Here is an 18,615-nt window from a genome sequence, read left to right as displayed (position 1 = left end):
AAGGATCCACCCGTCCAGAGAGGTCCCTGACCTTGAAGTACGCACCGCTCCCGCTCTCCACCACGCTTCGACGTCTTGCAATCCTCACGGCGGCGCTCGCTGTCGGAACCGCCTTGTCCGGATGCTCCAGCGGTGAGGAGCGGGAGTATTCCCTCCCGCAGTCCCTGTGCGGGGTGTCCGTGGACCCCGACCTTCTGGCACCGTTCCTGCCACCCGGAGAAAAGGTCTCCACCCGGCAGACCACACCCAACGGCGGAACGCAGCGTTGCAACGTGAGCGTCGACGGTGAACTCGCCCTTGTGGCAGGCCGATTGTGGTGGGAGAAGACAGGAAGCCTGGTCGACGTCGCCGCCGTGCACGCTCAGGTCAACGAGGGTGACGTGATCACCGGCGACGCGATTCTCTATTCGGGCACCGGCGCGGTCGGGAAGGTCGAAGGATGCACGGACTCGGCTCACCCGGACCAGGCTCTCTTCACCGTTCTCCAGGTCTTCGCCTCCGGTCGGGAGAACTCGTCCACGATGAAGCGCCTCATCACCGAATACACCGGGCAAGTGCAGAAGGGGAGCGACTGCACCTGATCTCGATCTCGGCCCCAACTCGATGCTGAGGAGGCGCCGCCGCCTCCACCCGTCACGGAGCCCGGGAAGCCATCGGATCCGTGGCTTCGGGCAAGGGCTAGGGCTAGGGCTAGGGCTGGTACTCCGGCCGTAGTTCGTGCCTGGTGGCCGGCGTCCAGGAACCGGGCGACGAGCGGCAGCGGTCGGGGTCGGGGTCGGAGGTCCAGGAGCGCGGAACGCAGAGTCCCGGTCCACTGCGGCGTGGCCGCGCTTGCCTGCGTAGACCAGGTAGACGTCGACTTGGGAGTTCTCGATCCGGCCGGCAGTACCGGCGTATGGGCGCTGGACGCCGGCCGCGCCAGGGCCGCCCTTCTTCACATCGCCGCTCACGTCGACGACCAGCACCGCCCGGTCGTCGTGCAGGTGCTCCACCGCGTAGCCGCACACGTCGTCGCGGACCTGATCGGCATCCCACTTGGCCCTGCCCAACAGGTGCTGCATGCCGTCCGGAGTGGTCTCGCCGGCCCACTCGGCGATGGTCCAGCAGTTCTTGCGCGGCAGGTCGGCCAATGGACCGAGCACCAACCGCGCCGCCCCGCGCCAGGGTTCGACCCGGGCGAAGCGCCCCGCGATCCGGCCCATCAGGCCCTCGAACGCGTCCCGCCAACGGGCCGGTTCTATGCTGTGACCCGCGGCCACCGTCTCTTCGTCAGTCCACACAACTCACGATGATCAACGGTGGCCGCACCCGTCTCCACAACGCGTCAGGGTCGCGCAGTTCCGCCTGCCGTCCTGAGTCAGGAGGACATGTGCAACGTGGCGAAGTCTGGTGGGTGGAGTTCGACGAGCGGCGGCTGGTCGTACTGCTGGCGGCAGACGACGCGTCCAGGATCCGGGCGATGCAGGTCGTCGCTCCTGCGGGCGTCGACATCAGCGGTCTGGGCGTCGAAGTGCAAGTAGGTGTCGCGGAAGGACTGCCCTTTGAAGGCGTGCTGCGGTTCGCGTTCCCGCGCCCGGGCTTTACCCCCTGCACGTGGCTGACCACCGTGTCCCAGGACGACCTGATCGAGCGGGCGGGCGTCCTGTCCTCCGCGAAGCTCAGCGAGATTGAGGACGCCCTCCGTCTCGGTGACCTCGGGTAGGCGGAGACGCGCCACTCACCATCGAGATCACGAACCACGGCTGGAGTACTACCCCCACAGAAAGACGTCGAGGGGCCGAGAGGCGTGGGCCGGTGAACGACGAGGAGACACGGCGCAGCACAGCACAGCACAGGGTGGGCACCTCCCGTGCGTGCCCACCCTGTTGCTGCGAAGTATGTGCTGCTACATGAAGTAGCTGGCGCCCTTCAGGTCGCCGCCTCGGTAGTCACCGCCGGCACCGTGGACCTGGTGCGAGATCTGGAGCAGCGCCGCGTGGATGCCACGCGCGTGCTTGTTCCACTCCTCGCTCTTGCTCTGGAACTGCTGGAACGCCTCGCCGCCCCAGCCCGAGGACACGTTGAGCACGGCCTGCCTCAGCGCTTCGAGGTCCTCCTCGAGCTTCCTGGCCTGGTCGCCGAGCTCGGTGGCGAGCGCGTCCATGGTGCCGTAGGTGACGGCGAGTTCCTCGTAATGGGCTCCGGACATGATTCCCCTCGTTTCTGTGAAGACTTCAGCCGGGCTTCGCCGGATCGGTCAGTCAGTAGCTGTTGAGCGCCGAAGTCTTTCCGCCGAGATCCTCGACCGAGATCTTGTTCATGTCGGCGGTGATCTGGTCTTCGAGGTTCTGCTTGTCGGTCTTCGTCATGTGGATGCCGTCGAGGAAGTCGTCGAGCATCTTGCCGATCGCGACCATATGGCCGTTGATCTCCGTCTGCTTGGTGTTGAAGGCGTTGGCACCCTGGCCAGTCCACGCCCTCTCGATCATGTCGATCGTGCCTTGCAGTTTCGCGAGGGAGCCCCGGATGTTGTCGTAGCGATCGATGACTTCCTTCTGGAGCTTCTGTACATCGCCGTCGTTCAGCTTGCGGTCGACCATTTCGGCACTCCCTTTCGTGAGCTGTGGTTCGTCATGCGTGGGTCATGTGGCTCGCCGAGAGCGGATCACCGCGAAGGCTCCGCCCCCGATCACCAGGACGGCCGCCGCCGCTCCGAGCGCGATCCACATCGTGCTGTCGTCGGAGGTGTCCGAGGTTGATGCTGCCGCCGAGGTCCGGCCGCCCGACGTGGTCTTCGAGGGCGGGGAGGAACTTGGCGCGGATGCGGAGGGTGAGTTGCCGGCCTCGTCCGTGACGCCCGTCGCGTTCTCCCTGGCGAGCGGATCGGTGTTGGCCGCGCCGGGGTTGAAGTTGCTCTGCTCCAGCACCATGCGGGGGCGGATCAGTCCGTAACCGAGGTACGTGCTCGGGTCGTCCTTCGCCCAGTCGCGTCCGGCGGTGTCGATCAGGCTGGCGAGGACCTGGTTGGCCGTCCAGTCGGGGTGGGCGGACCAGACGAGGGCGGCGGAGGCGGAGGCGATGGCGGTGGCGATACTCGTTCCCTCACCGTCGCAGTACGAGCGAAATGTCTCGTCACACCAGGTAGGTACACCGATTCCTGGGGCAGCCAGGTCCACATAGTTGCCGTGTTCCGAGAACTTCGCGACCTTTCCGGACTCGTCCGAAGCGGCAACGCCGACCACATAGGGGTACGCAGCCGGGTATCCAATGAAGTTCTTCTCTTCTGCGCCGTTGCCCGTACCGGCAATCAGTAGCTTCCCTTTGGACTGGGCGTACTTGACCGCCGCTTCCACCTCGGGATAAGACACGTCGATGGTGAAGGACATACTGATGATCTTGACGTCACTGTCGGCGACAGCCTTGATCACCGCCGCCTCATCAGGCGCCTTCTCCTTGTCGTCCTTGTTCGTCAGGCCTTTGAGCGCGATACGGTACGGAACGACCTTCGCACCTGGGGCAATGCCTTTCAGCCCACCTCCTGCGCCTGTGCCGACGATGAGTTCCGCCATGCTCGTCCCGTGGCCCAAGTAATCGTCAGTCGCTTTGTAAGCAAGAGCTTTCGGTACCTCGCCGGCGAGCACCTGCCCTTTGAGTGACGGCGTGTTGGGGTTGACTCCCGAATCGACCACGGCAATCTTGACACCCTTGCCGGTGCTCACTTTCCACATCTCATCGGCTTTCATCGCCGACAGGTACCACTGCTGAGACTGAACGTCGGCGGCTGCCGCGTTCGGAGCCAGGCCAGCCGACAGCACGGCCAAAGCGCCGAGCGCTGAGCAGACGGCGGAAACCCGTCTCCCGTTCCGTCCCGCGGAAGGCGCGCTCCACCCGCCGCGTCGGCTGATTCCTGCCACCATGCTTCTGTCTGCCCTCGCTCTTGTCCGGTCAGTCGGTTGACGACGCCTCGTCGCGCCGCTCGTCACGGCGTGAACGCGTCTTGCCAGACCCCTGGTTACCTGTCTGGCCACGCACACTGCCGGTACCGCCGGGCGAATGTCCGCTGTTCCTGCTGCCTTTGCCGGAGCGGCGCGACGCCTGGCCCGCACCTGCCGCCGAACCGGGGGCCCCGATCACTCCACGCTGGCCGGGCTTCTCCGCCGTGGCGCGTGAGGCAGGTGTGCCTTCGCCGCCGATGACCGTGCCGCGCGGCAGCCTGGGGCCGTTGGTGCCAGGGGCGGCCCCGGTGACGGGCTTACCGCCGACAACGCCATTGGCGCGCCCGGCGCCTGTACGCGCAGTGTTCGCGGCGCCCGTGCCGGAGACCGGACCCCGGGGGACACCACCGGCCTGCTTGGCTGCTGTTCCTCCGGCTTTCGCTGTCCCACCGACGACGCCGCGTCCCAGAGGGCCGACCGCACGGCTTCCTGCCTGGCCCGGTCCGGCGGTACGTCCCATCGAGCCCATGGGGCCCGTCCCCGTACGCCCCGTGGGGGTGCGGCCCGTCACGCCGCCGACTCGCCCCTGGGCCGAGTTCGGCGTCTTGGCTCCAGGCATGCCGCCGAACCCGGACGTGCGCCCGGCCGGCCCCCTCAAGGCAGGGGGCACCCCGACGGTAGGGAAGGAAGGAGCCGTACTCACCGGATTGGCGTTGGGGCCTGTCGCCGAAGGCGATGTGACGGTCTGCGGCGTCACGGTTTGCTGCGGCGGCAGCGTGCCGACGCTGTCGATCTCCGTGCCGACGTGCTGTTCGGGCAACGTGACCGAGTCGACCACAGTTTGGTGGGACGACTGTTGGTCTGAACGCGCCCGAACCACTTCCGTCTCGGCCGAGCTTCGGTGCGTGCCCACAGAACCTTGCTGGGCTGAGAGTGAACCCTGGTCGCCTCTCGGCTCGATGGGGTCACGAAGCGATGGATCCGGCTCCGGAACCCCCACCGCAGGCATCTGGGGAAAAACCGGCTCCTCCGCCAGTTCCATCATCCCGCTGGACACCGTGTAGAACGACGCCAGCCGGTACATCTGGTTGATGGCTTCCTGGCGGTCCTTCTCGGCCTTGACCGCTGCCGTGTACTCCTCGTTGCCTTCGACCCGTTGGGGTGTCGGGATGTCGTCGACCTTCTTGGGGTCGACGCGGCTGTCACGCGGCGGCATCGACTTGCGTACGGAGGCGAGGCCGGAGCTTGCTGCCAGGACCTGGGTGCCGACCTCGTCGGTGTAGGTGGCGAGCGCGAGGGCGGTGGTGGTGAGGTTCATGCCCCAGGTGTAGAAGGCGGTGTGGGCCTCGCCCTCCCAGTCGACGTTGCCCAGGTTGCGGCTGAGTTCGTTGGCGGCGTCGTTGATGGCGTCCCGGGCGTCGACGAGGGCCGTGGCGGCGCTCTCCAGGGTCTCCGGGTTCGCCGACTCGACGATGTCGATCATGGCGTTGAGGTCGTAGCCCTCGAAGCTGGTCCTGCCGAAGCCGCCAGGGCTGCTGAGGGACCCGGGGCTGATGACCACGGCTTTGTTCACCGCGTCGTCCACGCCGGTGTTCTGCTGGGCGGCTTCCTGGCGTTCCGTCCGGTAGTGGTCCGACTTCTTGTCGTGGTCGGCCATCAGTACCCCGCGTCGGTGTGGTCGGCGTCGTTGGTCCGCTCGGTCTGCTTGTCGAGCGCCTCTTCCCGGTCGCGGTTGACCTCGGTCCGGATCTCGTGGAACCGGTACCGAAGGTCCTCTTCGAGGTTGTCGAAGGTGACGTCCACGCCGTGCACGGCGATCTGCATGGCCTCCAACTGGAGCCCGAGGGACCTGGAGAGGGTCGTGATGCGTTCGTGGACGCGCTCGTACTGGAGGTGGAGATCCTTTGCCTCCGGGAACTGCCCCGCTCCGAACGTGGCCTCCGACAGGCTGTGCCCGCCGACCTTCGCCGAGCCGCCGGCCGACTTCTCGAAGGCCGTGAGCAGGTCGTCCACCCGCTTTTTGAACGTCGAGAGCGCCATATATCCGCGCCGTACGTCGGTGGGGCCCCCGCCCATGTCCGCAGGAATCACGCCAACCACTCTCCCCGTTTTTCCGCCGCCCGTCCCGGACGGAACCGCCCACGCCTTTCAAGTGTTCATGACCGCAACGCAACCACTGTAATGACTCCCTCTGACAGCCCCAACTGCCTTATGCAACAACCCTGCCACCGCTGAAGCACAAGCGGCCCATTCCTCACGTTCGGGCTGTTTTCTCCTGCATCCAGCGTCGTGCGCCGACTTCGCTCGGGTACTCGCGGACAGTGAGCCAGGCGGTCAGCCAGCCGACGAGGTACGCGGCGAAGGCCGGCATGACGGGTGCCGCGAGGAGGGCCAGACCGCGGCCTGCGGCGGCCCGGCCCGGCGCGCGGCTGTTGTGGTCGCGTTTGGCCTGGCGGGTCTGCTCGGGAGTGGGCGGGTTCAGGAGGCCTTCGTGATGGCCCCGGCGTTGCTTGACCCAGCCCAGGACCAGGGCCGCGCAGGACATGGCGACCTGGACGCCGTCGCAGATCGTGCGCACGGTGGGCGGCATCTCGCTGCGGAACCCCTCGTAGAGGGCGATGGCCATGAAGCAGACCGCGGCCATCACCAGCAGCAGGAAGACGGTCGTGCGGGCGCGGCACAGCCAGTAGAGCGGGCCGCGCCGGTACCAGGTCCTGCCCAGCTTGGGCAGCGCGGGGATCTGGGCGGTCATGGCCTCGGCGGGCTCAGAAGATGCTGGTGACGCCATGCCAGATGTCCTTCGCCATGCGTACGCCGTCGTCCTTGGTCCCCGTCAGGACGTGGCCCGTGCCGGTCAGTACTCCGCCGACCACCCCGTGGTCGTGGATGTCCTCGCTCCAGTGCTCGTGGAAGGAGTGGTCGAGGAGGCTGGTCGCGCCCACCGCGGCCACCACCCCCACCCCCGCCAACGCGGCCGCGCCCTCCACGGGCAGGGCCGCCACCACCCCCGCGCCGACGGCCACGCCGCCGAGCGCGGCACCGCCGTCGACGACCACCGAGTGCTGCCAGGACCAGCCCTTGTCGTGGTCGTCCTTCGCCTCCACCAGCCCGCAGGCGGCGGCCGCGGCGACGTCCAGCACCGGGATCTCCCGGAGGAACTCCGGGAGCCTGCCCACGCCTTCACCCAGGCGCAGTGCGTCCGCCGCGTCGGCCAGTTTGACGTTCAGGGCCCGGTCGTAGGGCAGGGCGGTACTGCCGTGGTCGGCTCGGGCGATGGCGTCCTCGAGGGAGTCCACCTGCGTCACCGCGTCGCGGTAGGCGCCCTTGGCGGGGAGATCGTCGGGAAGTGCGCGGCCCGCCTTCTGGAACGCCTTGCGCTCGGCGCGCAGTTCCTTCTTGGCGGCGCGCTCCTCGGCCTTCGCGCCGTCGATCAGCCGGCGGGCCTCCTTGCCGCCGGCCCGGGCGTCCTCGGCGTCGTAGGCGTACAGGCCCCGCAGGGCGTCGGCGAGGGTGATCTTGTCGCCGGTCGAGACCGGTGCCGTCACCTGCGCGTACAGGCCCCGCAGTCCGTCCGCGGCGACCAGCCGGGCGTGCTGGGCGGTGTGCAGGATCTCGTCGCGCACCTTGCCGTACTCGCGGAGCGCGGCGATCGTCTTCCGGTCGTCGGCGCTGGGCGGGTCGGCGGTCAGGATCTCCAGCGGGACGCCCTTGTCCCCCGTCGGCACACCTTTGCCCGCGGCGACGTGCTCGGCGTTCTGGAGCGCCGTTTCGCAGGCGGAGAGCGCGCCGACGAGGGTGTCGAGGATGTCACCCGCGCTGTGCACGAGGCTCGCGAAGGCTCCCGCGGCGAGCGCGTCCTCGCTCCAGGCGGCGCGGAAGGTCTCGGCCGCCTCGCCCTTCCAGCTCGTGTCGCCGACCAGCCGTTCGACGGCCTGGCCGAGCGGGTGGACGACCTCCTCCAGCTTCTGCCGGGCGTTCTTGTACGTGTCGGCCATCGTGCGCAGTCCGCCGATGTCTCCGCCGACCCAGCTGTCGGCCATCAGCCGTCACCCGCCATCAGGTCCTCGAACAGTCCGTGTACGTCGATGTCGTGCCGTCGGAAGGAGTCGCGGGCGTACGTCACCTTGTCGCCGTGGTCGTCGAGACGGTCGGCGAAGCCCATGTGCAGGGCGACGATGAGGTCGGCGACCTCCTTGACGGCGTGGTCGAGCCCCGCGTCACCGCCGCCGACGAGGGGCGGGGCCACGTCGGCGTGCAGCTTGCGGTAGTTGACGGCCTCGTCGTGGAAGGTCCTGGACATGGAGGTGAGGTCGCTCAGCACCGCCTTGAAGTCCACCGTCATCAGCGCGCCTCCCGCGCGAAGGCGGCCAGGTCGGCCGGCTGCCAGTTGTGCCGCCCGGGCGCGATCCACGGGTCGACGTGGACCGTGACGCCCTGCTCCGCCACTCCCTCGGCCAGCGGCCCGAGCGAGGTCGCGACCCACGGCTGCGCCTCCCCCAGCGCGGCCACGAGCCCGTCCAGGGTGGTGAAGGCGAGGGCCACCGTTCCGTGGTCAGGGTGCTCGAAGAGTTCGTAGGCGATGACGGGCGCGAGGACGGAGGCGGGTGCGGGGGCGGGGGCGGATGCGGGTGCCTCGGTCGGTTCCGTGGTCGGCGTGTGGCGTGGGTGGGCCGGGACGAACACCGCGGTGTGGTACGCGGGTACGCCGGGTCTGGGGCCGGGTGGCGCGGACGGCACGGACGGCGCCACCTCGGCGGCCGCGACGGCTTCGACGTACTCCAGGAGGCGCGACCTGCGGGGCTCCTGTGCCGACGGAGGCACCGGAGCCGAGGCAGCGCAGGCGGGCGGTTCCGTCTCGACACGGTCGACACAGTCGGCATAGTCGAGAAGGCGCGAACGGATCGGTATGCCCACCGCCGTCTCCTGTTCCCCGTGGACCCGCGGATGATGTGGCGGCACCACCGTAGCCAGCGAACTTCCGGGCAAGTCCGGCTATTTCAGGTGGACGGGGCAGGGGTATGCGGAACCCATACGGGGGTTTGGCCGGGGTGCGGTCAGTGCTTGACCGGGGGATGACCAGGGGGTGGCGTTCCGGGCCCAGGTCCGCGGTCCGGGGAGGTGAGCCGGTCGGCGGTCAGCGCAAGCCAGCCGCTGGGTGCGTACGGCGCCGGCGGGTCGACCTCCATACCCAACTCGGCGACGGCCACGGCGTAGTCGGACTCGTCCAGGGAGAGCGCGAGCAGCTCGCGCAGCTCGCCGACCAGGCGGGCCACGAGGTGCCGGTCGGTCGTGGCGCGGTAGTCGTCGACGGCCGCGTCATGGTCGTCGAACTCGTCCGGCATGTCCTGGGAGAACCAGCCGCCGAGGAACTGACCCAGTTCAGGGAAGCGGGCGTGCCACTCCCAGTGGGTGGCCGGAACGGCCGGGGGCGGGACCTCGCCCTGTTCGATGCTGTGCTTGATGTGATCGGCCAGGCGGTACAGCCACTGCTGGATCTCGCCCTCGGGCAGACCCACGTCAGGGATCGCGTAGAACTCGCCCAGGCGGAGCCGGAGTCGCCCGGGCGGGCTGTCGGCGTACTCGCGCAGTTGCCGCTCGGCGACGGCGAGCGCCCAGGGGCGGGTGTGCCAGGTCTGCCGCAGGTAGGCGGTCAGGGCTTGGCCCGGCTTGTCGGGGGTGTCGTCCGCCGGCCGGCCTGCGTGGGCGCGGATCACCTGGTCCAGCTCGCCGTAGCGGCGGTCGTGTTCGAGGGGACTCAAGGACACGGTGGGCAGCCTCTGGGTTCTCTACAGATAGACCGGGAAGGTGGCGTGCACGGCGAACCCGTGCGCGGCGGACGGCTCGCGGCGCAGGACGACCCGAGCGGCCCGTACATCGATGGCGCCACGCCCCGCCAGCATCATCGCCTGCAGCAGGACCCGTCCGACGGGCTCCTCACGGGACGGCCACGACGCCTCGATCACCAGCCGCTGCCGAGTGGACTGTGCCAGCCAGCGGTGGACGACCTGTTCGTTGCGGGTGACCACGTGCTGGGTCGCCCACTGGGCGGTCGCACGGTCGGGATAGGTGGCGGTACGGGTGCGCAAGGGGGCTTCTCCATCGTGGGCAGAACGGAGGGTCGGGGCAGCACGGGGGATCGCGTCACATCAGCGGAATGACCAGACCATCCCGACTTCCGTCTCCGACACGAGTACCAAGCCGAAGTCGAAGGTGCGCACAGAAAAGGAATACCACCGAGAAACCCGCTGGTAGTAGTCGCGGGTATCGCTGCCGTGCCCGGTGTTCGCATAGAAGTGCGAGCCTTCGGGGAATCGCGACAGGATGACACGGGCCTTCGCTTCAAGGGCCTCCCTGCGCTCCTCGAAATCCGGTTCCTTTGTGACATCGATCCAGGGCGTGGAAAGGGCCACGAGGAACCGTACGGCCTGAGAACGCGGGATCTCATGCAGGTAGGGCTTCCAGGCGTCCGCCGTCGCGACGACCTCCGGCGGCATGACGAAGGGGTAGGACGGTTCATCGAGCCTGTCGAGTTCGTCGTCCCATATGTCCACCGTGCGCCAGCCGCGGACGTCGCGGGTGTCGCCGCGCATCAGGGTGGACAGGTCGAGCACCCAGTTCTCGTGCTCCCTGCGCGTCACCTTGGCAATGGTCGCCCGACGCTCGTACATGTCGATCGCATCGGACCACGAACGCTCGTCGAGTTCGGCCATCGTCGTCTCCTCACTCATCATTGGGGCATGGACGTCAGGACCACGAACGGCGGGTCCACGTTCGGTTCGTATTTGAGTACGGTCAGAACACCGTGAGCGTCCTGCGGTGGCGTCGCCCGATCGTTCACCACCGGCGCCGTACGCCCTGTCACCGCCGGAATTCCCAGAGGCCCCGAGGGCACCGCATCCACGGAGAAGTCCTTCTTTTCACCCGGCGCCGGAGGCGGCGGGCCCGTAATCCACTTGTCGATTTCTTCCGTGTTTGTTCGGACATTGTGCTGAGTGTAATACTGTGCCGATTCCAGGTCGGTGAAGGAGGAAGCCGCGGGAATATCGACCTTGCCCGACCCGGCCGCCTCGTCCCTCAACCGTTGCGTCAGCTGCGCATCCGTCAGTCCGACATGCCTATCGATGCTGTGTCCACCGTAGAGTTCCTCCTCCGTGGCCAGGTCGATGGAGTACTTGTACGGAATCTGGCTCTCCGTGCGCCGCCAGCTGTGTTCCTTCTTGAAGTCGTTCAGGGTGCGCGCGCCGTACGCCTCGGCGCGCGCCGCCTCCGCACGGAAGGTCGGCACGCTGAGCAGCGCCTCGTTCAGTTCCGGCTCCAACGCCTTCAGTTTGGTCGCGGCGTCGCTGAAGGCCTGGTGGTACTCCTCGACCGCCCTGTCGGCCGCCCCCTTGTCCATGTGCGAGCGGAACGTCAGCACGATCTCGCCGAACGCCATGGTCGCCGCGAGTCGGGTCAGCTCGAACAGGTCGAGGCCGGTGGTCAGGTCCTTGACCGTCGCCTTCGCGGCCTCCTTGCCGAGCCGGGTGGTCGTCTCCGCGGTCTTGAGGCGGACGGCGGCCAGATGGTCGAGGGTCTCCTGCACGGTGGTCGCTGCCTGGCGGAGTATCTCGATGACGGGCCGCTGCTTCGCCGGCACCACGTTGCGGTTGGTCTTCCAACTGCGGCCCATGGAGACCCTGTTCATCTGGGCGTCGTAGGTCCTGCCCCACTCGGTGGTGCCCCAGATGGTCTGGCAGAACGCCTTCATCGCGCCCTGCCACTCGTCGTTGCCCTTGTTGTTGGTGATGAACTTGATGGCGCCGTTGAAGTTGTCCGATGCCGCCTTCGCGTCCTTCTCGACCGCGCGCCAGGCCGTGGCCATGCCCTTGAGCTCCTCGTCCCTGGCTCCCGGGGTGATCTCGTGCATCTTGCCGAGGTTGAGGCCGTGCTCGATCGCGGGCCGGATGACGTCGGCGAGGAAGTCCGGGACCTCGCCGAGGATTCCGGAGATGTCCCAGGAGTCCGCGTCCTCACCGGTGCCGGACCACTTGATGTCGTTGACCGGGCCGTACCCCGGCTCCTTCTCGATGACGACGGGCGGCGGTTTCTCGACGGGCGGCGGACCGTACATCCTGCGGGCGTACCAGTCGGCCTGGGTGTACTTGTTGGCCGTGTCCGTCAGGCCGACGGCCACACCGCCCACGCTGACCACGCTCTTCGCCCAGAGCTCCAGGAACTTCTCGCTCACCGACCTGTACGCCGCCGCGAAGGAGTCCGCGCCCCAGCCGGTTCCGGCCGACTGGCTGTACTGGTTCAGCACATCGACGAGGGCCCTGGCACCCTTGTCGTAGTCGAACTGCCCGTCACGCACCACCAGTGCGGTGTAGTGCACGTGCTGCGGTTGTACGTCGAATCCGCCGCCGCTGGTCCTGGGCGAACGGGTACGGGCGTCCGACCGCTCCTGTGCACGCTCCTCGTCCGTGGGCCGCCCTTCGGCCATCAGGCACCGCCCCAGCCTCGCAGCACCGCGAGGTGCGCGGCCGCGTAGTCGGTGTGGCCGGTGGTCACGTACTCGTGCAACCACTTCTGGGCCGCTTGCAGGTCCTGGGCGGAGCGGTCCCACTCGTCGAGTTTGTCGACGAAGACCTCACGGGTCTCGCCCCGCCAGGACAGCACGACGGGCACGACCCGGTCGTAGAGGTCGTCCAGTTTGCCGTTGAGCTTCTTGAGGATGTCCTCCAGGTCGGCGGCCAGCACCTCGAGCGTGGCGAAGGAAACGGATATGGGCTCGTCGTCAGGAGCGGTGCCGGTCGACATGATTCCCCCGTGTTCGTCTCGGCGACTGCGGTTCGAAAAAGGGCTACAGGTCGTCGAGGCTGCTGCGCGGCACCGACGCGGTCACGTCGGTGTTCGGCGTCGACAGTCTCGCCACCTCGCTCCCGACGTCCACCTGGATCCGCCGCATCCGGGCGAGCACCTCGAGGTCGTCCTGGGAGAAGCCGTCGCGGCTCAGCCTCACCGCCTCCTCCAGCAGCTTCATCACTTCACGGATGCGTACGGCGTCCTCGGCCGCAGCCCGGTGGAAGTCGCGGTACGCCGACGCCGCCGGGCCACGCCAGCCCGCCTCGATGCTGTCGACGACCGAGTCCATGCGCTGTACCTGCTTGTCCAGGTGGTCCTGCATGTCATCGAGGTCGTCGGCGAGTTTGGTGAGGTCCTGCGCGGACACCCTCAGCTCAGGGCCGCTTCCCTGCCCCGAGCCTGCTCCGGGCACGCCCACACCGCATCCCTCCCCCGTCGCGTCGGCATCACAAGCCCCTTGCGATTGCGATGATCCTACAAATCGTTGGCCACTGCACGCCTCAACTCACCGCGAGGCGCCGTGAGATGGCCGCTGCCCTCTACCGCACCCCCGCGCCCCCCGAGACTCTCCGCCCCCGTCGCCGTGCGTCCCGGATCGCCACCGCCGTGCCGCCGAGGCCGGCGACCAGTACCGCCGCTGCCACGACGACATAGGTGGCGAGGCGGATGTTGCGCTCGTCGGGGGTCTCGCCCGTGTGGAACTTCGCGGGGCTCGGGGCCTCGGCGGCGCCCAGGCCGTTCCGGGGGGTCGGGGACTCGATCGGGCGCTCGTCCTCCGTCAGGGCGCGGACCGGGTCGACGACACCCCAGCCGACGAGTCGGTCGTGGCCCGCGATGGTGCGTTCCGCGGTCTGCTCGATCTGGGCGACGATCTCGCGTGCGGTCCAGTCCGGGTGCCTCGCCTTGAGCAGCGCCGCCACGCCCGCCACGTACGGCGCCGAGAAGCTCGTACCGTTGTCGGAGCAGTGACCGCCCTGGGGGACCGTGGAGACGATGTCGACGCCGGGGGCGGCCACCCCCACGAAGTCGCCGGACTGGGAGAAGGAGGCGCGTTCGTTGTTGCGGTCGGAGGCGGCGACCGCGAGGACGCCCTCGTAGGACGCCGGGTAGGTCTCCTTGACGTTGCCGCCCAGGCCGTCGTTGCCCGCCGACGCCACGACCACGACGTTCCGGTCCAGGGCCTCGTCGACGGCCAGCTCCAGGTCGGAGGTCGGCCGGACCGCGTTGGACGTGTCCTGGGAGATGTTGATGACCCCGGCCCCTGCCTGCACGGCGTAGCGGATCGCCGCGGCCAGGGACTCGGTGTCGCCGTGGCCCTCGGCGTCGTTCTGCTGGATCGGGATGACGGTCGCCTCGGGGGCCAGCCCCACGAAGCCGGTGCCGTCGAGGGGGCGGGCCGCGATGATGCCGGCGATCTTGGTGCCGTGGCCGACGGTGTCCGTGGTGCCGTTCTCGGCGCCCCGCTCGATCGGGTCGCCGTCGTCGTCCTTGAGGTTCTTCGGGAGGAGGTTGCGGCCGGCCTTCGCGTCCACGGCTTCGGTGAGCTGCGGGTTCTTCACGTCCACGCCCGTGTCGATGACGGCCACGCGGACGCCCTTGCCCTTGGAGCGGCTCCACAGTTCGTCCAGGAGGACCCGCTGGAGGGCCCAGGGGCGGCCCGGGTACTCGCCGTTGGGGAACGTGCACTGGTCCGAGTAGGGCAGCTTGTCCGCCGCCGAGACGGGGGGCGCGAGGACCGTGGCCGTGGCCGTGGTGAGGAGGGTCGCGGTCAGCACCAGAGCGGTACGGAGGGCCTGAGCCGTACGCGAGGCCGGAGCCGTACGCGGGGCCGGAGCCGTACGCGGGGCCGGAGCGGTAGCGGTGTACGGCACCAGGGCCGTACACCGCACCGGGGCCGTCCGCGGCACTGCCGCCGTCCGGGGTGTCGTCGCCGTCCGCCGCACCGTCGTCCTCCTCACGAGCCCTGCGGCTGGCGGGCCGCCGCCGTCGACAGGCGGGGGCCGGTGGGCAGGAACTCCGACCAGGCGGCCGGGATCGGCGCCGGGTCGACGTCCTTGTAGCCCAGCAGGGTCTGGGCCTGCTGCGCCTCCTGCTGCTGCTGTGCGCGCTGCTCGGCGGTGGTGCCGATGCCCGCGTCGTCCGTCGCGCTGTCGCCGTTGGACTGGAGCACGTAGCGCAGGCCCGTGTCGGTGACGAGGAAGACCGGGCCGTCCTTGGTCGCCTCACCCTGGAACTGGCGGTAGAGCTGGCCGGAGCCCGGCGTCACATAGGCGCTGGAGGAGCCGGCGGGCAGCTTGGCCGGGAAGTCCGTGCCCGCCCAGGTGCTGAGGGTCGTGGCGCCCGAGCCGGAGTTCACGCCGCGCAGGACATTGCAGATCGTGCTGCGGCTCCCGGCGGCCCCCGACGCCTCGTTGACCGGCTCCGGGTCACCGCTGGGCCAGCGATGCTCGGTGCCGAAGGCCTCGCCCGGCACGATCGCGCCGGGGCTCAGCTCGCGGGCGTGCCCGGCCTGGCCGAGGGGCGCCAGCTCCTTGCTGAACAGCAGCAGTTGGGCGACGAAGGCGGACACGGGAGCGACGCGGCCACTCAACACCACGTAGTACTGCTCGGTGTTGTTGTCGAACGCCTTGAGCACCATGCCGACCCGGTCCGCCGACGTGTCCAGCTGGCCCGGTGCGCCGGCCGCCTCGCCCGGCTGTCCGGGGACGTCCGGGAAGGCGATCGGATCGCCCCGGTGCAGGGTCGCCAGCCACTCCGCCGACACCCGCTGGGGTTCCCGGCCGGAACCGACCACCGCCCGCAGCAGCAACTCGTCGCTCTTGCCCACCGGGTACGCCGTGCCGCCCCCGTCCACGACGTAGCGTCTGCCGTCCGGGTCCGCCACATAGAGCAGTTGGCCGTCGTGCAGACGCCCCGCGCCCTCGGTCACGTCCTTCTCGCGGGCGGCGAGGACCAGCGCCGCCTTCTGGACGGAGTCCCCGCCCCCCGCGCTCGGCCGCTCGCAGACCACCCATCGCTTCGACTTGCCCGCCTCGGACGCCGAGGGCAACCGGTCGGGGGCGTACGGGATGCCGACGGTGACGCCGTGCGGGATCCTGCCGCTGTCCAGGACGGACTCCGAGACGGTCACCACCTGACCCTGCCCCTCGTCGAGCAGCAGTTTCGCGGAGGCCATGTTGAGGACCGGGTGCAGCTGGACCTCGTCGCCGGTCCGCAGCACGACATAGCGGGTGGTCGACTTGCTCGCGACGATCACCTTGGCGTTGGGCGTGTCCCAGCCCTTCGGCGCGGTCGGTCGGAACATGCCCCACGCCCCGAAGACGGCCATGACGAGCACCCCGACGACGATTCCGGGCAGGATCGAGCGCAACGGCCGCGGCGCCCCCTCCTCCGAGCCGTCGGGCGACGACTGGAGGAAGGCCGCGAGCATGCGGCGCTTCGCGAAGGTGTAGGCGTTGAGCTGGTCCCGCCGAGATGCCATCTGTGCCCGTCTCTCCCCGATTTCCGGCCGATCCGCGTGGTCCGCAGCGCGGTTGACCGGCTCCCCGTCTCCGATGTCAGAGCGGCCACCTACTATGCCCGGTAACCATGGGGACTTGAGGAGCGGGTAGGGTTCCCGGGCCGTCGAGTGCCCTGTGCGGTGCTGGAACACGGGCGGTTCGTGAGCGGAACGGGGGGACGGAGTGAGGGTTTCGGGAACGGGCATGCGCTCCGTCGGCCGGTCGCGGACGCGGGGTTCCGCGTCGGCCGGTCCGCGGCCGCCAGAACGGCCCGACCGGTCGTCGGCACCGGGCACACCGCACCTCAGGACGCGCGCGGGACAGGGCGGGACATTCCGCTTGCAACGCCTCGTCCTGCTGGAGATCGCGGCCGCCGTCCTGCTCGTCGGCTGGGTGAGCGGTCCTGTCGTGCTGGTGGCGGCGGTGGTCGTCGCCGCGCTGCTGGTGACCCTCGCCTTCGTTCGCCGTCGCGGCCGCTCGCTTCCGCAGTGGCTGGCCACGGCACGGGAGCTGAAGTCCCGTCGCCGGCTGGCGGCGCGGCTGGAGATCCCGCCGGGGACGGAACCGGGGTTCGGGCCTGCCGTGGAATGCGACCCCGGGCTGCGGACGTACGCGTACGGCGGCCGTGACCGGCGGCCCGTGGGGATCGTCGGGGACGGCACGTTCGTCACCGCCGTTCTTCAGGTGGAGGCGGACACGACCGCGATGCGGGCCGAGCGCGGCCGGCACCCACTGCCGCTCGCCCTGGTACGGGACGCCCTCGAGGTGGACGGGATCCGGCTGGAGTCCGCGCAGATCGTGCTGCACACCCAGCCCGCGCCCGCTCTGCACCTGCCCCCGCAGTCCGTGGCCGTGGCCAACTACGCGCCCTTGCAGGAGCAGACCGGAGCACCGGCGGTACGCATCACCTGGATCGCCCTGAAGCTGGATCCGGAGCTGTGTCCGGAGGCCGTCGCCGTCCGCGGCGGCGGTGCGGTCGGGGCGCAGAAGTGCGTCGTACGGGCGGTGGATCACCTCGCGAGCCGGCTGACCGGCGCCGGATTCCGGGCGACCGTCCTCGACGAGGAGGAGCTGACGGCCGCCTTCGCCACGTCCGCCTGCGCCAACCCGCTGGTGACGGCGGAGGCCGGGCGGACCGGGACGGTGGAGCGGCGGACCGAGGAGACCGGCCGGAGCTGGCGCTGCGACAACCGCCGTCACACCACGTACTGGTTGCGCCGGTGGCCCGCGCTGGGCGGCGACGGCCCGTCGCTCCCGCAGTTCGTCGCCCTGGTCACGGCCGTTCCCGCGCTCGCCACCACGTTCAGCGTCACCCTCGCGCGCGGTGACCGGCAGGAGGTGTCCCTGTCCGGACACATCCGGGTGACCGGACGCAGCGACGACGAACTCGTGGCGGCCCGGCGGGCGGTGCAGGGCGCGGCCCGGCACACCGGTGCCGGACTCGCCCGTCTCGACCGGGAGCAGGTGCCCGGCATGCTCGCGACGCTGCCGCTCGGAGGTGCTCGATGACGGCGACGACGACACACGGAGCCTCCGCTTCCGGCGAACCGGAGCCGTCCGCCGGCCGGCCCGCAGGCCGCTCGCCGCGCAGCGGCTTCGGCCTGAGAGGGCCGCGGCACGGACGGCACTCGGTGTCCACGGACCAACTGGCCGCGCTCGCGCTGCCCATCGGGGACGACGGTGTCGTCATCGGCGTCGGCGCCGAGGGGCGGCCGGCCGTACTGGGGATCAACCGGCCCACGCCGTACGACGTCGTCCTGATCGGCGGGCTGTGGACCGCGCAGGTCCTCGCCCTGAGGACGGCCGCCACCGGGGCCCGGGTGGCCGTGGAGACGGGGCGGCCGCAGGCCTGGGTGCAGATGGTGCACGCGATGGGCGGCGGGCAGAACGGGCTGGCCGTGTACGAGGTCGGCCGGGTGCCTCCGCAGGGCGCTTCGGCGGGCACGCCGGTGCTGGTGGTGCGGGACTGCGGGATGCGCCCGCCGCGCGGCCGGGTCACCTCCGGGCCCTGGCAGTCCGTGCTGACGCTGCTGCCGTATCTCAGTCCGGTCGCCCCACGGCTGGTCCGGCAGGCCCGGCTCGTCGGCGTCCAGCGGATCTCGCCGGACGAGGCCGCGGAACTGGGCCGCGCGTTGTCGCTGCCCCGCCGGGACGTGGAGGCACTGCCCACGCTCGCCGACGGGTTCACCCTGTGGTGCGCCGACCGCGACCGGCAGTACGTGATGACGCAACCCACGGATGCGGAGATCGGGTTGCTGGGCACACCGAGACGCATGGACTGACGCGGCGGCTTCTCCCCTCATCTCCTTTCACCTCTCTCATCTCCTTTCACCTCCCCTCACCTGTGCGGCACTTCAGCT

21 protein-coding genes and 1 pseudogene are annotated in these 18,615 nt (G+C 69.6%); 4 read left to right on the top strand and 18 right to left on the bottom strand.

Translation table 11 applies throughout. The annotated features are described in order from the left end of the window. Nucleotides 1–272 precede the first annotated feature (272 nt). Nucleotides 273–581 carry a hypothetical protein gene (locus tag OG736_RS31655; RefSeq protein WP_327185395.1) on the top strand — a complete coding sequence of 103 codons (309 nt, stop codon included), beginning with the start codon at nt 273–275 and terminating at the stop codon, nt 579–581. Between the two features lie 166 nt (nt 582–747). On the opposite strand, the pseudogene OG736_RS31650 reads toward OG736_RS31655, so the two are convergent. Beyond that, nucleotides 748–1,202, bottom strand: a pseudogene (locus OG736_RS31650) (IS701 family transposase); the annotation flags it as partial. Nucleotides 1,203–1,369: 167 nt separating this feature from the next. Here OG736_RS31650 and OG736_RS31645 point away from each other — a divergent pair. After that, nucleotides 1,370–1,702: a type II toxin-antitoxin system PemK/MazF family toxin gene (locus tag OG736_RS31645; protein WP_020128582.1), complete on the top strand. Its 333-nt coding sequence runs from the start codon at nt 1,370–1,372 to the stop codon at nt 1,700–1,702. Nucleotides 1,703–1,885: 183 nt separating this feature from the next. Here OG736_RS31645 and OG736_RS31640 read toward each other — a convergent pair whose 3' ends face one another. The 17 genes from OG736_RS31640 to eccB all read right to left on the bottom strand — a co-directional run bounded on the left by OG736_RS31640 (nt 1,886) and on the right by eccB (nt 16,236). Then, complete coding sequence (locus OG736_RS31640) at nt 1,886–2,188, bottom strand: WXG100 family type VII secretion target (protein WP_020128583.1); 303 nt, start codon at nt 2,186–2,188, stop codon at nt 1,886–1,888. A 52-nt stretch (nt 2,189–2,240) separates the two neighbouring features. After that, a complete protein-coding gene (locus OG736_RS31635) occupies nt 2,241–2,579 on the bottom strand; it encodes a WXG100 family type VII secretion target (RefSeq protein ID WP_020128584.1) in 339 nt (112 codons plus the stop codon). A gap of 42 nt (nt 2,580–2,621) precedes the next feature. Next, a complete protein-coding gene (locus tag OG736_RS31630) occupies nt 2,622–3,800 on the bottom strand; it encodes a S8 family serine peptidase (protein ID WP_234438193.1) in 1,179 nt (392 codons plus the stop codon). A 124-nt stretch (nt 3,801–3,924) separates the two neighbouring features. Then, on the bottom strand, nt 3,925–5,571 hold the full coding sequence (locus OG736_RS31625; protein WP_327185394.1) for a WXG100 family type VII secretion target: 1,647 nt from the start codon (nt 5,569–5,571) through the stop codon (nt 3,925–3,927). Next, nucleotides 5,571–6,005 carry a DUF2563 family protein gene (locus OG736_RS31620; RefSeq protein WP_327185393.1) on the bottom strand — a complete coding sequence of 145 codons (435 nt, stop codon included), beginning with the start codon at nt 6,003–6,005 and terminating at the stop codon, nt 5,571–5,573. Before OG736_RS31620 ends, OG736_RS31625 begins: the two co-directional genes overlap by 1 nt. 163 nt (nt 6,006–6,168) lie before the next feature. After that, complete coding sequence (locus OG736_RS31615) at nt 6,169–6,702, bottom strand: hypothetical protein (RefSeq protein WP_327185392.1); 534 nt, start codon at nt 6,700–6,702, stop codon at nt 6,169–6,171. Then, complete coding sequence (locus OG736_RS31610) at nt 6,680–7,954, bottom strand: hypothetical protein (protein WP_327185391.1); 1,275 nt, start codon at nt 7,952–7,954, stop codon at nt 6,680–6,682. The genes OG736_RS31615 and OG736_RS31610 overlap by 23 nt, the downstream gene beginning before the upstream one ends. Beyond that, nucleotides 7,954–8,256 carry a DUF6317 family protein gene (locus OG736_RS31605; RefSeq protein ID WP_327185390.1) on the bottom strand — a complete coding sequence of 101 codons (303 nt, stop codon included), beginning with the start codon at nt 8,254–8,256 and terminating at the stop codon, nt 7,954–7,956. The genes OG736_RS31610 and OG736_RS31605 overlap by 1 nt, the downstream gene beginning before the upstream one ends. Continuing rightward, nucleotides 8,256–8,828: an SAV_915 family protein gene (locus OG736_RS31600; RefSeq protein WP_327185389.1), complete on the bottom strand. Its 573-nt coding sequence runs from the start codon at nt 8,826–8,828 to the stop codon at nt 8,256–8,258. The genes OG736_RS31605 and OG736_RS31600 overlap by 1 nt, the downstream gene beginning before the upstream one ends. A gap of 140 nt (nt 8,829–8,968) precedes the next feature. Then, nucleotides 8,969–9,679 carry a contact-dependent growth inhibition system immunity protein gene (locus tag OG736_RS31595; protein WP_327185388.1) on the bottom strand — a complete coding sequence of 237 codons (711 nt, stop codon included), beginning with the start codon at nt 9,677–9,679 and terminating at the stop codon, nt 8,969–8,971. Nucleotides 9,680–9,700: 21 nt separating this feature from the next. Further along, nucleotides 9,701–10,000, bottom strand: a complete 300-nt coding sequence (locus tag OG736_RS31590; RefSeq protein ID WP_327185387.1) for an RNase A-like domain-containing protein — start codon at nt 9,998–10,000, stop codon at nt 9,701–9,703. Nucleotides 10,001–10,060: 60 nt separating this feature from the next. Beyond that, complete coding sequence (locus tag OG736_RS31585; RefSeq protein WP_327185386.1) at nt 10,061–10,624, bottom strand: hypothetical protein; 564 nt, start codon at nt 10,622–10,624, stop codon at nt 10,061–10,063. 17 nt (nt 10,625–10,641) lie between these two features. After that, complete coding sequence (locus tag OG736_RS31580) at nt 10,642–12,393, bottom strand: RNase A-like domain-containing protein (protein WP_327185384.1); 1,752 nt, start codon at nt 12,391–12,393, stop codon at nt 10,642–10,644. Further along, nucleotides 12,393–12,710 (bottom strand): WXG100 family type VII secretion target, encoded by a 318-nt coding sequence (locus tag OG736_RS31575; protein ID WP_327185383.1) that lies wholly within the window; start codon nt 12,708–12,710, stop codon nt 12,393–12,395. The genes OG736_RS31580 and OG736_RS31575 overlap by 1 nt, the downstream gene beginning before the upstream one ends. A 43-nt stretch (nt 12,711–12,753) precedes the next feature. Continuing rightward, the gene (locus OG736_RS31570) at nt 12,754–13,122 is read right to left on the bottom strand and encodes a WXG100 family type VII secretion target (RefSeq protein ID WP_327185382.1); all 369 of its coding nucleotides are present in this window, start codon (nt 13,120–13,122) and stop codon (nt 12,754–12,756) included. 172 nt (nt 13,123–13,294) lie between these two features. Continuing rightward, nucleotides 13,295–14,533 (bottom strand): type VII secretion-associated serine protease mycosin, encoded by a 1,239-nt coding sequence (mycP, locus tag OG736_RS31565; protein WP_327187757.1) that lies wholly within the window; start codon nt 14,531–14,533, stop codon nt 13,295–13,297. Between the two features lie 176 nt (nt 14,534–14,709). Next, nucleotides 14,710–16,236: a type VII secretion protein EccB gene (gene eccB / locus OG736_RS31560; RefSeq protein ID WP_327185381.1), complete on the bottom strand. Its 1,527-nt coding sequence runs from the start codon at nt 16,234–16,236 to the stop codon at nt 14,710–14,712. Nucleotides 16,237–16,459: 223 nt separating this feature from the next. Here eccB and eccE point away from each other — a divergent pair, with 223 nt between their 5' ends. Next, nucleotides 16,460–17,764 carry a type VII secretion protein EccE gene (gene eccE / locus OG736_RS31555; RefSeq protein WP_327185380.1) on the top strand — a complete coding sequence of 435 codons (1,305 nt, stop codon included), beginning with the start codon at nt 16,460–16,462 and terminating at the stop codon, nt 17,762–17,764. Continuing rightward, nucleotides 17,761–18,537, top strand: coding sequence for a hypothetical protein (locus tag OG736_RS31550; RefSeq protein ID WP_327185379.1), 777 nt, complete (start codon nt 17,761–17,763; stop codon nt 18,535–18,537). The genes eccE and OG736_RS31550 overlap by 4 nt, the downstream gene beginning before the upstream one ends. The last annotated feature ends 78 nt before the right edge of the window (nt 18,538–18,615 follow it).

It is taken from the genome of Streptomyces sp. NBC_01334 (assembly GCF_035983595.1).
In the GTDB taxonomy this organism is placed as follows: Bacteria; Actinomycetota; Actinomycetes; order Streptomycetales; family Streptomycetaceae; genus Streptomyces; species Streptomyces coriariae.
This window is presented reverse-complemented; position numbering and strand designations above follow the sequence as displayed.

What these genes read in the sequence shown, in the direction of transcription:
- OG736_RS31640 (WP_020128583.1), bottom strand. Translation starts at nt 2,188, where the DNA reads ATGTCCGGAGCCCATTACGAGGAACTCGCCGTCACCTACGGCACCATG.
- OG736_RS31635 (WP_020128584.1), bottom strand. Translation starts at nt 2,579, where the DNA reads ATGGTCGACCGCAAGCTGAACGACGGCGATGTACAGAAGCTCCAGAAG.
- OG736_RS31625 (WP_327185394.1), bottom strand. Translation starts at nt 5,571, where the DNA reads ATGGCCGACCACGACAAGAAGTCGGACCACTACCGGACGGAACGCCAG.
- OG736_RS31615 (WP_327185392.1), bottom strand. Translation starts at nt 6,702, where the DNA reads ATGGCGTCACCAGCATCTTCTGAGCCCGCCGAGGCCATGACCGCCCAG.
- OG736_RS31610 (WP_327185391.1), bottom strand. Translation starts at nt 7,954, where the DNA reads ATGGCCGACAGCTGGGTCGGCGGAGACATCGGCGGACTGCGCACGATG.
- OG736_RS31605 (WP_327185390.1), bottom strand. Translation starts at nt 8,256, where the DNA reads ATGACGGTGGACTTCAAGGCGGTGCTGAGCGACCTCACCTCCATGTCC.
- OG736_RS31585 (WP_327185386.1), bottom strand. Translation starts at nt 10,624, where the DNA reads ATGGCCGAACTCGACGAGCGTTCGTGGTCCGATGCGATCGACATGTAC.
- OG736_RS31580 (WP_327185384.1), bottom strand. Translation starts at nt 12,393, where the DNA reads ATGGCCGAAGGGCGGCCCACGGACGAGGAGCGTGCACAGGAGCGGTCG.
- OG736_RS31575 (WP_327185383.1), bottom strand. Translation starts at nt 12,710, where the DNA reads ATGTCGACCGGCACCGCTCCTGACGACGAGCCCATATCCGTTTCCTTC.
- eccB (WP_327185381.1), bottom strand. Translation starts at nt 16,236, where the DNA reads ATGGCATCTCGGCGGGACCAGCTCAACGCCTACACCTTCGCGAAGCGC.
- eccE (WP_327185380.1), top strand. Translation starts at nt 16,460, where the DNA reads ATGCGCTCCGTCGGCCGGTCGCGGACGCGGGGTTCCGCGTCGGCCGGT.
- OG736_RS31550 (WP_327185379.1), top strand. Translation starts at nt 17,761, where the DNA reads ATGACGGCGACGACGACACACGGAGCCTCCGCTTCCGGCGAACCGGAG.